Origin of the sequence: Streptomyces tateyamensis (assembly GCF_003205575.1) — a bacterium.
Classification (GTDB): Bacteria; Actinomycetota; Actinomycetes; order Streptomycetales; family Streptomycetaceae; genus Kitasatospora; species Kitasatospora tateyamensis.
In genome coordinates this window covers 16,071-28,604 of the sequence record NZ_PYBW01000007.1, presented here as the reverse complement: position 1 = coordinate 28,604, position 12,534 = coordinate 16,071, and the positions used below count along the sequence as shown (strand labels likewise).

At 72.2% G+C, this 12,534-nt stretch carries 12 protein-coding genes; all 12 read right to left on the bottom strand.

Features of this window, described 5'->3' with window-relative positions:
• A partial coding sequence (locus C7C46_RS01735; RefSeq protein ID WP_181442137.1) for a flavodoxin-dependent (E)-4-hydroxy-3-methylbut-2-enyl-diphosphate synthase occupies window positions 1-192 on the bottom strand: 192 nt, incomplete at its 3' end.
• A 131-nt stretch (window positions 193-323) separates the two neighbouring features.
• Window positions 324-1,346 carry an adenosyl-hopene transferase HpnH gene (gene hpnH / locus C7C46_RS01730; protein ID WP_110664833.1) on the bottom strand — a complete coding sequence of 341 codons (1,023 nt, stop codon included), beginning with the start codon at window positions 1,344-1,346 and terminating at the stop codon, window positions 324-326.
• A 2-nt stretch (window positions 1,347-1,348) separates the two neighbouring features.
• Window positions 1,349-2,017, bottom strand: a complete 669-nt coding sequence (locus tag C7C46_RS01725; RefSeq protein WP_110664831.1) for a phosphorylase family protein — start codon at window positions 2,015-2,017, stop codon at window positions 1,349-1,351.
• Window positions 2,014-3,963, bottom strand: coding sequence for a squalene--hopene cyclase (gene shc / locus C7C46_RS01720; RefSeq protein WP_245984021.1), 1,950 nt, complete (start codon window positions 3,961-3,963; stop codon window positions 2,014-2,016). Before shc ends, C7C46_RS01725 begins: the two co-directional genes overlap by 4 nt.
• A 163-nt stretch (window positions 3,964-4,126) precedes the next feature.
• Window positions 4,127-5,182: a polyprenyl synthetase family protein gene (locus C7C46_RS01715; RefSeq protein WP_110664825.1), complete on the bottom strand. Its 1,056-nt coding sequence runs from the start codon at window positions 5,180-5,182 to the stop codon at window positions 4,127-4,129.
• A 134-nt stretch (window positions 5,183-5,316) separates the two neighbouring features.
• On the bottom strand, window positions 5,317-6,741 hold the full coding sequence (hpnE, locus tag C7C46_RS01710; RefSeq protein ID WP_110664823.1) for a hydroxysqualene dehydroxylase HpnE: 1,425 nt from the start codon (window positions 6,739-6,741) through the stop codon (window positions 5,317-5,319).
• A gap of 106 nt (window positions 6,742-6,847) precedes the next feature.
• Window positions 6,848-7,705, bottom strand: a complete 858-nt coding sequence (gene hpnD / locus C7C46_RS01705; protein WP_110664847.1) for a presqualene diphosphate synthase HpnD — start codon at window positions 7,703-7,705, stop codon at window positions 6,848-6,850.
• Window positions 7,706-7,746: 41 nt separating this feature from the next.
• Complete coding sequence (gene hpnC, locus C7C46_RS01700; protein ID WP_110664821.1) at window positions 7,747-8,712, bottom strand: squalene synthase HpnC; 966 nt, start codon at window positions 8,710-8,712, stop codon at window positions 7,747-7,749.
• A gap of 283 nt (window positions 8,713-8,995) precedes the next feature.
• Window positions 8,996-9,808, bottom strand: coding sequence for an ABC transporter ATP-binding protein (locus C7C46_RS01695; RefSeq protein ID WP_110664845.1), 813 nt, complete (start codon window positions 9,806-9,808; stop codon window positions 8,996-8,998).
• Window positions 9,809-9,815: 7 nt separating this feature from the next.
• A complete protein-coding gene (locus tag C7C46_RS01690; RefSeq protein WP_110664819.1) occupies window positions 9,816-10,754 on the bottom strand; it encodes an ABC transporter permease in 939 nt (312 codons plus the stop codon).
• A 111-nt stretch (window positions 10,755-10,865) separates the two neighbouring features.
• A complete protein-coding gene (locus tag C7C46_RS01685) occupies window positions 10,866-11,759 on the bottom strand; it encodes a glycosyltransferase family 2 protein (RefSeq protein WP_110664817.1) in 894 nt (297 codons plus the stop codon).
• Window positions 11,756-12,493 carry a CDP-alcohol phosphatidyltransferase family protein gene (locus C7C46_RS01680; RefSeq protein WP_181442139.1) on the bottom strand — a complete coding sequence of 246 codons (738 nt, stop codon included), beginning with the start codon at window positions 12,491-12,493 and terminating at the stop codon, window positions 11,756-11,758. Before C7C46_RS01680 ends, C7C46_RS01685 begins: the two co-directional genes overlap by 4 nt.
• Window positions 12,494-12,534 lie beyond the last annotated feature (41 nt).

Sequence of the window (12,534 nt, the reverse complement as noted above, 5' to 3'; positions counted from 1 at the left end):
CGAAGCGGTCAGCTGCGCGACCTGCTGCAGCGTCGCGTTCACGTCCGAGGTGAGCGTGGTGGTCATCGACTGCACCGAGACCGGGGCATCGCCGCCGACCGGGACGTTGCCGACCATGATCTGCCGCGAGCGGCGGCGAGTGGCCAGGGGTTTGAGGGGCAACGAGGGAATGCCGAGCGAGATCGCGGTCATGGGTTCGACTCAATCCTTGTCGTGCGGTGCTCTGTGCCGTGGGTGCTGATTGCCATGGTCGGCTCCGGCGCGCGCTCCTGCATGTCCAGCGGGGCACGTGCAGCAGGGCGGGCGCGCGCCGGAGGGCCGACTCAGCGAGTCCCGGCCACCGTCTCCCGGGCCGCCCGGATCGACTCCTTGAGCGAGCCCATGGTGGCCAGGACGGCGGTCGGCTCGTAGCCGCAGTGCGCCATGCAGTTGTCGCAGCGCGAGTCCCTGCCTCGTCCGTACTTGGACCAGTCGGTCTTCTCGATCAGCTCGCGGTAGGTGGGCACGTACCCGTCCGACATCAGGTAGCAGGGGCGCTGCCAGCCGAAGAGGGAGTAGTTGGGAATGCCCCACGCGGTGCACTCGAAGTCGACCTTGCCCTCGAGGAAGTCCAGGAAGAGCGGGCTGTGGTTCAGCCGCCAGCGGCGGCGGTTGCCACCGGCGAAGGCCTTGCGGAACAGCTCCCTGGTCTGCTCGACACCCAGGAAGTGCTCCTGGTCGGGAGCCTTCTCGTAGGCGTAGGCGGGCGAGATCATCATCTCGTCCACCTTGAGCTCGTCGTTGAGGTAGTCGAGTACCTCGATGATGGTCTGCGGGGTGTCGGTGTTGAAGAACGTGCTGTTCGTCGTCACCCGGAACCCCCGCCGCTTGGCCTCCTTGATGGCGGCCACCGCCTCGTCGAAGGTCCCCTCCTTGGCCACCGACTCATCGTGCCGCTCGCGCAGCCCGTCGATGTGCACCGTGAAGGTGAAGTACGGCGAAGGAGTGAACTTGTCCAGCTTCTTGCGCATCAGCAGCGCGTTTGTGCAGAGGAAGACGTACTTGCGCTTGGCGACCAGCTGCCGCACGATCTCGTCGATCTGCGGGTGCATCAGCGGCTCGCCGCCGGCGATGGAGACCATCGGGGCACCGGACTCCAGCACCGCGCCGACCGCCTGGGCGACCGGCATCCGCTGCTTGAGCACCCCGGCCGGGTGCTGGATCTTCCCGCAGCCCTCGCAGGCGAGGTTGCAGGCGAACAGCGGCTCCAGCTCCACGATCAGCGGGAACTTCTCCTGCCGCTTGATCAACTTCTGCTGCAGCAGGTAGGTACTGACCCGGATCGTCTGGCGTAGCGGCATGGCCATGGCTAGCTCGCCTCCTGAGGGAGCGTCGGCAGGGTAGGGGGCGTCAACGGAGGCTGGACCTCGCGGCTCACCGCGCGGTGCCAGCCCATCAGGGCGGGCACGGTGGCCCGCAGGGTACGGAAGGCCCGCAGGCCCCCGGGGAGCGTCCCCGGGCGGAGCAGCTCGTGCTCGGGGGTGTCCACCACCACCCGCACGGCTGCCACCGGCAGGCCGTCGGGCAGGTGCGCCAAGGCGGCGGCGGTCTCCATGTCGACCGCCGCGAAGCCGGCCCGGTGCAGTTCCTGGCGCTCCCGGCCGCGGACCACCCGGTCCGCCGTGTAGAGCGCGCCGACCCGGACCGGCAGGCCCAGGCCGCGCAGCGCACCGGCCAGGACCTCCGGCGAACGGGTAGCAGTTGAACATCCGGAGACAGACTGCACCTTGTCGGCAACAATCACCTCCCCCGGTCTTGTTCCCGGGACCGTCGCGGCGCAGAATCCGGTCAAGAGCACTGCCGAGTACGGGCGATCGCCCACCGAGAGCAGGCCGCTGACGGACCGTCCGGTCCGCTGCGCGCCCATGCCGGTGCGGGCCAGCACCGCCGGCCCGCCGAGCGCGTTCGCCCAGTCGCCGCCGCGCAGCGCCCACTCCTCCGGAGCGAGCGCGCAGAGCACGAGCAGAGGACGGTTCACGTGCCCCTCCGTACCTCGCCCAGCACGGGGTTGCCGTGCAGGTAGCGACCGAGTGCCGTGACCGGGAAGACCAGCCGGTACAGGTGGTAGTTGATCGAGAAGTCCCACGGGAAGCCGGTGCCGGTGAACTGCGGCTCGTCCCAGCTGCCCTCCGGCAGCTGGGTGGCGGCCAGCCAGCGGACCCCGCGTTCGACCGCGGCGCTGCCCCGGCGCGGCTCGCCGTCGCCGGGGGCGAACTGCCCTCCCGGGCCCTCGCCGGCCGCCAGCAGCGCCATCAGCGCCCAGGCGGTCTGCGAGGCGGTGGAGTCACCGCGCCCGGACCACTTCTGCGGGTCCTCGTAGGAGCGCATGTCCTCACCCCAGCCGCCGTCCTGGTTCTGCCGCTCCTCCAGCCAGCGCACCGCGCGGCGGATCGCCGGATCCGACCGCGGCACCCCGGCGGCCACCAGGGCCGGGAGCACCGAGCCGGTGCCGTAGATGTAGTTGGTGCCCCAACGGCCGAACCAGGAGCCCTCGGCCTCCTGGTTGGCCAGCAGCCAGGCCACCCCGCGCCTGGTCCGCGGGTCGTCCGCCCGGCCGACCTCGGCCAGCATCTCCACCACGTGCGCGGTGACGTCGGCCGACGGCGGGTCGACCACCTCACCGAAGTCGCAGAACGGCAGCTTGTTCGGCAGGGTGCTGGTGTTGTCCACGTCGAAGGCGCCCCAGGCGCCGTTCTTGGACTGCATGCCGAGGCTCCACTCCACCCCGCGGCGGACCGCGCCGGCCACCTTGGCCGGGTCCGGGTGGCGGACCCGGCGCAGCGCCAGCACCACCTCGGCGGTGTCGTCGATGTCCGGGTAGGTGTCGTTGTGGAACTCGAACGCCCAGCCACCGGGGGGCAGTTGGGGGCGCTGGACGGCCCAGTCGCCCTTCGTGGTGATCTCCTCGGCGAGCATCCAGTCGGTGGCTCTGAGCAGGGCCGGATGGTCCGGCTCGAGGCCGGCGTCGGCCAGCGCGATGGTGGCCAGGCAGGTGTCCCAGACCGGGGACTGGCAGGCCTCCAGCCAGCGCGCGCCGTCCTCGGTGTGCACGGTGAAGCGTTCGAAGGCGGCCAGGCCGGCCCGCATCACCGGGTGGTCGAGTTCGTAGCCCTGCAGGTGCAGGGCGATCAGCGAGTAGACGGCGGGCGGCTGGATGCCGCCCCAGCAGCCGTCGGCCTCCTGCCGCTCCACGATCCAGCGGCTGGCCTGGGTGAGCGCCAGTCGGCGCAGCGGGCGCACCGCGCGCTTGTGGTACGCGTGCAGCACCAGGTCGATGCGTTCGAAGAAGCCGTCCCAGCTGGCCGGCGGGGCCAGCGGGCGCAGCGGGTAGGGGTTGGCCGGGTCGGTGTGCAGTTCGGTGAGGTCGAACGGGGCCGGCCGGACCGGGCGGTGGGCCGAGACCACGGTGAGCGGCACGATGGTCTGCCGCGCCCAGCAGCCGAAGGCGTAGATGTTCAGCGGGAGCCATTTGGGCAGGAAGATGATCTCCGGTGGCATCTCCGGCAGCCGCTCCCAGGGCCACCAGCCGAACAGTGCCAGCCAGATCCGGGTGAACACCCGGGTCGCGGCGATGCCGCCCGAGGCGCGCACGTACTCGGCGGCCGCCCGCATGTGCGGATCCTCGGGCCGGTCCCCCGCCAACCGCAGCGCCACGTAGGCCTCCACCGTGGTGGAGATCTCCGCGGGGCCGCCGTGGAAAGTGCCCCAGGTACCGTCCTCCCGCTGCTGCGAGCGGATCCACCCCGCGGTCGCCGCGGTCTGCTCCGCCGTGCGGATGCCCAGGAACTGACGGAGTAACAGGTCCTCGGCGTCCATGGTGACGTTGGTCTCCAGGTTCCCCTTCCACCAGCCCTCGTCGTCCTGCAGGGACAACAGGTGCTCGGTGGCCCGGCGCAGGCAGTCCTCGATCGCCGCGCGGTCCAGGGGTGACGCCTGCTCGGCCTGCTCCGGCTCGGCGGCTCCCGGACCTGGCCGCCAGGGGACGGCCAGTGGTGCGTCGGCCGGTGTGGGCCGCTCCTCCACCGCGACCGGCTCGGAATCGTACTCAGGGTCGAGCCGGCCGTCCGCGGTTGCTGTCAACTTGCTGTCACCTCTCTCGTACCACCACGAATTCGGCGAGAGCCACGAAGCGGTCACGCACCTCGTCGGCCATCGGTACCTCGTCCAGCGCGGCGAGCGCGGTCTGGTGCTGGCGGCGGGCCTCCTCCTGGGTCCAGGCGCGGCCGCCAGCCTGCTCGATCAGTGCCGCCCGAGCGGCGAGCACCTCCTCGGACTCCTCGCCGCGCCCGGTCGGGTCGGCGAGCAGTTCGGCCAGCCGGCGCGAGGCCGAGCCGCCCTCGGCGAGTGCGGCGGCGACCGGCAGCGACTTCTTGCGCTGGCGCAGGTCCCCCCAGTGCGGCTTGCCGGTGACCTCGGTGGCGCCCCAGATGCCGAGCAGGTCGTCGACCGCCTGGAACGCCAGCCCCAGGTGGTGGCCGTAGCGCTCCAGCGCGTCGGCCGTGCGGTCGTCGGCGCCGGCCAGCACCGCACCGATCGCCGCGGCCGCGGCCAGCAGCGCACCGGTCTTGTTGCCCTCCATCTCCAGGCACTCGGCGACGGTGACCGCGTCGCGGTGCTCGAAGGAGAGGTCCTGGGCCTGGCCGTCGATCAGCTTGCGGGTGGCGGTGGTGATCAGGCGCACGGCCCGGGCGGCGTCCGCGGAGGTGGCGGCGCCGTTGCGGCCGGCGTCCAGCAGCACCTCGGTGCCCAGGGTGGCCAGCGCGTCGCCGACCAGGATCGCCTGGGCCGGACCGAAGACCGTCCAGGCGGTGGCCCGGTGCCTGCGAGTCTCGTCACCGTCCATCAGATCATCATGCAGGAGCGAGAAGTTGTGCACCAGCTCAACCGAAACGCCACCGGCTACTCCGGCAAGTGGGTCGGCACCCGCCGCCTCGGCGGAGAGCAGCGCCAGCGCCGGACGCACCGCCTTGCCGCCGTCGCCGGCCGCCGGGTTGCCGGCCTCGTCGATCCAGCCGAAGTGGTAGGCCGCGACCCGGTCCATCGGGGCCGCCAGCCGGGCGACCGCCGTGCGCAGCGCCGGGGTGCAGAGCGTGCGGCCCCTGGCCAGCAGCTCGGGTACCGAAACGGGCTCGGCCTGGGCCATCGCTCCCGCGAACGTACTGGGACGTGCCTCCACGAGTCTTCCCTCTCCCTGGGCCGGTGTGCTGTGGTCGGTGAACGGGTCGGACGGCACTGTCTTACCCGTGGGGCGGTGCGGATCCCGGGTGAGGGGCGTGGTCACCGGGGCCACCGCCCGTCACCGCGGTCGGCCGGGACCCGCAGCCCGGCGGCGGTGAGCGCGGCGTCGGCGGCGGCGTGGCCGCTGCGCACGGCGCCCTCCATGGTCGCGGGCCAGCCGGTGGCCGTCCACGCGCCGGCCAGCAGCAGGCCGGGAATCCCGGTGACCGGGCCGGGCCGCAGCGCGGCGGTGCCCGGGGCCGGGTCGAAGGTCGCGGTGCGCTCCCGGGTGACGAAGAAGTCGAGCACCTCGGCGGTCCGGGCGGCCGGCAGCAGCCGGGCCAGCTCCGGCAGGTAGCGGGCACGCAGCTCGGAGACCGGCAGGTCGATCTCGTCCTGGACCGCGGACTGGCTCAGCGCCAGGTACTGGGCGCCGGGGCGGGCCGCGCCCAGCGCCGTGCCGGCCAGGCCGGAGTGCGCGGTGCGGTCGAAGACCCACTGCACCGGGGAGTCCAGCGCGGCGAAGAACGGTTGGCGCAGCACCTTGCGGTCGTAGATCACGTGCACGTTCAGGATCGGCGCGTGGCCCAGCCGCTCCGGCCGCTGCGCCTGGTCGAGCGCGCCGTCCGGCAGCAGCGCGGCGGTGCTCTCCTGGGCACCGGCCAGCACCACGGTGTCGGCGGTCAGCGCCTCGCCGTCCTCCAGGCGGACGGTGTGCCGCCCGTCCGCGTCGGTCTTCAGCTCCACCACCTTGGCCCGCAGCCGCACCGCCACCCGCTCCTGGGCCAGCACGGCCCGCGCGGTGTCGTGGTGCAGTTCGCCCAGCGGGACCGCGGCGATGCCGATGTCGCTGGCCCCCGGGTCGGTGAGCAGGCCGGTCTTGAAGACCATCGCGGCCAGCGCCAGCGAGACCTGGTCGGCCCGGGCGTTCAGGGTGGCCACCCCGACCAGGTCCCAGAGTGCGGCGACGGTCCGCTCGCTCTGCCCGTGCGCGCGCAGCCAGTCGCCGAAGGACTGCCCGTCCAGCGCCGGATCGGCCAGGTCGAGCCGCTGCAGCGCGAGCGCGCCGCGCACCACCCGCAGCCGGTCCAGCGGGCCCAGGTGGGGGTAGGTCGCCAGGCTGGCGGCCAGGTGCAGCGGAACCGGCAGCGCGGCCCGGCGCAGCCGGCCCAGCCGGTGCCGCTCGCCGTGCACCGCGAGCACCGGCACGTCCAGCCGGGGCTGGATCGCCACCCGGTCCTGGGCGCCGAGCCGGTCGACCAGGCCGCGGTAGGCGGTGCAGCAGCGCAGGAAGACGTGCTGGCCGTTGTCCACGGTCAGCTCGCCGCGGCGGAACGAGAAGGCCAGGCCGCCCAGCCGCGGGCGGGCCTCCAGCAGGGTGACGCTCCCCCCGGCTTCGGCCAGGCGCAGCGCCGCGGTGATCCCGGCGAGCCCGCCGCCCACCACCACGGCGGTGCGCTCGGGCACCGCGACCCGCCCGGTCATGATGCCTCCCTGCCCGTCCGTCGCGTGCTCGGCCGCCGGCCGCGCGATGTGCGCGCGGCCGGAGCCCCGGTTGCCCCGACCAGTCCCTGCCCGGTTTCGGCGAGGATCAAGAGCGTCCTCCGGCCAGACCGGAGAGGGCCACGTACGCCTTCTCCCAGCCCGGCAGCGACACCCGGCCGCGCAGCACCGACTCCGGGTCGGCGGCGATCCGGCCGAGCAGCCGGTGGTAGATGCCGGCCATCGCCGCGGTGCAGGCCCGGCTGCGCCGGTCCAGCATCGGCAGCAGCCGCAGGCCCTCCTCGAAGTAACCCTGCGCCCGCTCGGCCTCGAAGGCCACCAGGCCGGCGAAGTCGGCGCCGAGCGGCGGCTCGGGCAGTGCGAAGCCCTGCTCGCAGCCGAACCGGGCCAGGTCCTCGGCCGGCAGGTAGGTGCGGCCGTTGACCGCGTCCTCGCGCAGGTCGCGCAGGATGTTGGTGAGCTGCAGCGCCAGGCCCAGGGTGTCGGCGTACTCGGCGCCGCGCTTGGGGTCGTCGCAGCCGTAGACGCCGAGCGAGAGCCGGCCGATCGAGCCGGCCACGCAGCGGCAGTAGACCTTGAGCTCCTCGAAGGTCCGGTACTGGGCGTCGCGCAGGTCCATCTCGACGCCGTCGATCAGCTCGTCGAAGGCGTCCAGCGGGACCGGGAAGCGGCGGGCCGCGTCGGCCAGCGCGACCTTGATCGGGTCGGTGTCCTCCTCGGCCACCTCGCCGGACCGGATCTCGTCCAGCAGCGCCCGGGTCGCCAGCAGCTGCTCGGTCTTGCGCTCGGGCGGCAGCTCGCCGTCGCCGATGTCGTCGACCCGGCGGGCCAGTGCGTACAGCGCGGACATGGCCAGCCGCTTGGGCTCCGGCAGCAGCCGGATCCCGTAGCTGAAGTTGCGGGCCTGCAGGGCGGTGACCGCCTCGCAGTACCGGTAGGCCGCCATGACCGGTGCCGACGCCAGTGGTGATGCCGCCACGCGGCCGTTCACCTTCCCTTCGCGAAGATGGCCGCCGCCTTCAGCGCGAGGCGGCGCTTGTCGGGCTTCGCCTGCTGGGCGAGCACGTCGTGGCCGGCGGCTTCGATGGCCGCCAGCGCCGCGTACCCGCCTGCGGTGAATCCCGCCAGCAGCAGACGTAGCCTGCCACGAACCGTACCCACCAGCGGCGCGCCGCGGTCGAGCAGGGTGCGGGCTCGGGCCGCCTCGAAGGCCACCAGTTCGCGCACCCGCGGGTTCGCGGACGGCTGCCCGAGATCGTCCTCGGTGACGCCGAACCGGTCCAGATCCTCGGCCGGGAGGTAGATCCGGCCGCGGCCGTGGTCCTCGGCGACGTCCTGCAGGTGCTCGATGACCTGCAGCGCCGAGCAGATCGCGTCCGAGAGCGTGATCCGCTCCATGGTCTCGACGTCGGCGATGGCCAGGACCAGGCGGCCGACCGGGTCGGCGGACAGCGTGCAGTAGTGCAGCAGACTGTCGAAAGTCGGATAGCGGGCGGTGGTCTGGTCCACCCGGTTCGCCTCGACGAGCTTGCGGAACGGCTCGGGGGTGACGGCGTGCCGGCTGACCACCGGCACCAGCGCGCGCATCAGCGGGTGCAGCGGGCGCTCGGCCAGCGGGTCCAGCGCCGCCTCGAAAACCCGGTCCAGGTCGCGCTCGAGACCGTCCAGCAGACCGAGGCGGAAGCTCGTCTGGTCCGACTGCTCCGAAGGGGTGGCCACCCCCAGCAGCGCCGCGGTGCCCGCCGGATCGGCCAGGTCCCCGTCGCCGGCGTCGTCCACCAGGCGGGCGAAGCCGTAGACCGCCATCAGGTCGTCCCGCCAGGCGGCGGGCAGGAAGCCGGGGGCCACCGGGAAGTTCTCCCGAGCCGCCTTGTCCAGGGTCTGCTGCTCACCGGTGCCCGCGGGCCCCGCTGGTTGCGCGTCGGATCGCGCGGACTGGGCCGAAGTCGTCACTGCCGTCACTCCCCCGTTCTACACCGGTGCTGACCATGGAATCGCCTCGAACACTCCCCCTGGGCAGCCCAACCGTCGCCCGGGCTCCCACCCTTTCACCCCGGGCACCCGGTCGAAAAGCCCACCCCCCGGCGCGCCGGTCCCTTCTCACCCACGCGGCGCACACGCCGGAGCGCGTACGACCCGCCGACGCGCTGCGAACCGCAACGCGCCGCGCACCCCGGTCGGCACGCGAAAGAGCCGGTGCCCGTCGGACACCGGCTCCCTCCTGGTCACGCGCGGATCAGGGGCGCTCGCCGCGCTCGTACATGCCGACCACCTCGTCGGTGGGGCCGTCCATGATCAGCTTGCCGGTCTCGATCCAGATGGTCCGCTCGCAGGTGTCCCGGATCGCGTTGTTGTTGTGGCTGACCAGGAAGACCGTACCGGCCTCCTTGCGCAGCTCGCGGATCCGGTCCTCGCTGCGGCGCTGGAAGGCCTGGTCGCCGGTGGACAGCGCCTCGTCGATCAGCAGCACGTCGTGCGTCTTGGCAGCCGCGATGGAGAACCGCAGACGGGCGGCCATGCCGGACGAGTAGGTGCGCATCGGCAGGTTGATGAACTGGCCCTTCTCGTTGATCCCCGAGAAGTCCACGATGTCCTGGTAGCGCTCCTTCACCTGGGCCGGGCTCATGCCCATCGCCAGGCAGCCGAGCACCACGTTGCGCTCACCGGTCAGGTCGTCCATCAGCGCCGCGTTCACGCCGAGCAGCGAGGGCTGGCCGTTGGTGTAGATCGCGCCCTTGGCGGTCGGCAGCAGGCCGGCGATGGCCGACAGCATGGTCGACTTGCCGGAGCCGTTCGAGCCGATCAGGCCGACCGCCTCGCCCTTGTACGCGGTGAAGCTGATGCCCCGGACCGCGTGCACCTCGGTGATCGCGGGCGAGCGCTTGCGGGAGATCAGGCGGGAGAGCGCCGAGGTGGCGCTCCCCTTGCCGGCCGAAGCGCCGTGCACCTTGTAGATGATGTGCACGTCGTCCACCACCACGGTGGGGACGCGGGTCTCCTTGGCCTGGGCCACTGCGCGGGCGTCGCGCTCGTCGCGGTCGGTGATCATGGTGGTGTCAGCCACGGCCGTACTCCTCCTCGGACTTCCAGAAGAACACATACCCGACGGCGAAGGCCACGACGGCCCAGCCGACAGCCAGCGCCCAGACGTGCGGGGTGAGGTGCTGGTAATTGTCCGGGTAGTCGGCCTTGCTGTAGATGCTCGGCGCCATCGCGTGCCGGATCAGGTCCATGTACACGGAGGCCGGGTTGACGTCGGCCAGCTTCTGCACGATGCCCGGCCAGTTCTGCACCCGGTCCTGGATGCTGTACATCACGCCGGACAGGTACATCCAGGTGCGCAGCACGAACGGCATCAGTTGCGAGATGTCACTGGTCTTCGAGCCGATCCGGGCCATGATCAGGGCCAGGCCGGTGTTGAAGAAGCAGAGCAGGGCCAGCGCGGGGATCAGCTCGAGCCAGGTGAGGGCCGGGTACAGGCCGTTCGCCAGCACGATGACGACCAGCACCACCATCGAGATCAGCAGCTGCTGCAGCTGGATCACGGTGAAGGCGACCGGCATGCAGGCGCGCGGGAAGTGCAGCGCCCGGATCAGGCCCAGGTTGTCCGAGATCGCCCGGGTGCCGGACTGGATCGCGCTCTGGATGAACTGGAAGATGAAGACACCGATGCACAGCCAGGCGATGTACTTGGGAACCGAGTTCCCCTTCAGGATCAGCCCGAAGACCAGGTAGAACACCGCGCAGTTCAGCAGCGGCGTGACCACCTGCCACAGCTGGCCCATCTTCGCCGTCGTGTACTGCGCGACCAGCCGGGCGGTCGCGAAGGCGACGATGAAGTGTCGACGGCCCCACAGTTGCTTGGTGTAGGCGAAGAGCCCGGGCCGCTTGCCGCTGACCGTCAGGCCGTACTTCTCGGCGAGCTGCTTCTGGGACAGCCCGGTATCAACACCCCCGGGGAGGGAGAGGTTGATCGGTTCACTCACTGTCGACACATTCGTCCTTCACGAATCGGAAGTCCGGCTGCTGGCCGGGGGGCAGCGCCGGACTCTCGACGGATCACGGGGGGTGTCCGGCCGGGGTGTGGTGGGCCCCGGGCGGGGTGATCAGATGACCGGCGGTCTGCCCAACCTGGTCAATTGCCATACAGTACGCCACCGCATCGGGCGCCGGGCACCACAGGGTGTCCGCCATCCCGCCCGGAACCCGCCCCACCAGGCACGCCAGGCCTCCCCCGAGGGTCGGCGGGCCAGGGTGAGCAGCAGCCAGGTGCCGAGGTACAGCGGTACCAGCAGGGCCGGCAGGTTGCGCCGGGCCAGCCAGACCCGGTTGCGCGCCACGTTGTGGAAGTACGTGGCGTGCCGGGCCGGGGAGGTGGTGGGGTGGTGCAGCACGACGTCGGCGCGGTAGTCGATCGCCCAGCCGGCGTCCATCGCCCGCCACGCGAGGTCGGTCTCCTCGTGGGCGTAGAAGAACTCGGCCGGTAGTTGACCCGCCTGCTCGAACACCGCGCAGCGGACCGCGCTGGCGCCGCCCAGGAAGGTGGTCACCCGGGAGGACCGCAGCGGGTCGCTCGCCCGCAGCCGGGGCACGTGTCGACGCTGGGTGACCCCGGTCTCGGGATCGGCGATCCGGAAGCTCACGATGCCCAGGCCCGGGTCGGCGGTGAACGCCTCGCGCAGCAGCTTCGCCGAGTCCTTCAGCGGCAGCAGGCCGTCGTCGTCCAGGAAGAGCACCGCGTCCACGTCTCGCCCGTTCGGTCCGAACAGCTCGATGCCGACGTTGCGCCCGCCCGGGATGCCGAGGTTCTCCGGCAGCTCGGCGGTGCGCACCCCGGCCGGCAGCGGCGGCAGCGGGGCGCCGTTGCCGACCACGGCCAGCTCGACGGCCGGACCCTCCTGGTTGACCACGGAGTCGATCAGGGCGTTCAGCTCGGCCGGGCGGTTGCCCATGGTGATGATCACCGCGCCGAGGCGGAACTCCGCCGCCGCGGGGCTCATCGCAGCCTGCTGGACAGCACGATGCTCAGCAGGTGCAGCACGGTCTGCAGCATCGCGATGGCGGCCAGCAGCACCACGGCGAGCCGGGTGAAGTAGAGGTGGCCCTGCACCGCGTCGGCGATCCCGGCGGCCAGGATGAGCAGCGAGGCCTCCACGGCGCCGACCAGGCGGTGGAACTTCAGGAAGGCGGCCGCCTTGCGGGCCTTGGCCACCCCCGAGGAGCGCGGCACCGAGGCGCTGTCCTCCACCGCGGTCAGCCCGCTGCGGGCCCGGGCCACGTCGACCAGGTCGGTCTCGGACTTGATCAGGATCGCGCCGAGCGCGGCCAGCGTGCCGAGGAAGGCCCACTCCCAGTGCGCGGCGGTGCCCTGCCGGTGGAACAGGTCGCTGGCGCGCAGCCCGAGGCCGGTGAGCAGCGCGGCCTCCGACATGTAGTGGCCGACCCGGTCCAGGTAGACACCGGTCAGCGAGGTCTGCCGGCGCCAGCGCGCCACCTCGCCGTCCACGCAGTCCAGCAGCAGGTAGGCCTGGATCAGCAGTGCGCCGGCGATGGCCCCGGCGAGGCCGGGGATCACCAGGGCGCCGCCGGCCAGGATGCCGGTGAACATCATGGTGTAGGTCAGCCCGTTGGGCGTGATCGCGGTGACCGTGGAGAGCACCCGGGTGATCCGCAGCGAGATCCTGCGCATGTACAGCCGCCCGGCCCAGTGCTCGGCGCTGCGCCGCTGGAGCATGCCCTCGGGGTGGATGACGGCGCGCAGCTCCTCGATCGAGG

Bases quoted from the DNA above. Each gene is read 5' to 3' on its own strand.
- C7C46_RS01680 (WP_181442139.1), bottom strand. From the start codon at position 12,493: ATGCTCCAGCGGCGCAGCGCCGAGCACTGGGCCGGGCGGCTGTACATG.
- hpnD (WP_110664847.1), bottom strand. From the start codon at position 7,705: ATGGCGGCCTACCGGTACTGCGAGGCGGTCACCGCCCTGCAGGCCCGC.
- C7C46_RS01685 (WP_110664817.1), bottom strand. From the start codon at position 11,759: ATGAGCCCCGCGGCGGCGGAGTTCCGCCTCGGCGCGGTGATCATCACC.
- C7C46_RS01695 (WP_110664845.1), bottom strand. From the start codon at position 9,808: ATGATCACCGACCGCGACGAGCGCGACGCCCGCGCAGTGGCCCAGGCC.
- C7C46_RS01715 (WP_110664825.1), bottom strand. From the start codon at position 5,182: ATGGCCCAGGCCGAGCCCGTTTCGGTACCCGAGCTGCTGGCCAGGGGC.
- hpnE (WP_110664823.1), bottom strand. From the start codon at position 6,741: ATGACCGGGCGGGTCGCGGTGCCCGAGCGCACCGCCGTGGTGGTGGGC.
- hpnH (WP_110664833.1), bottom strand. From the start codon at position 1,346: ATGGCCATGCCGCTACGCCAGACGATCCGGGTCAGTACCTACCTGCTG.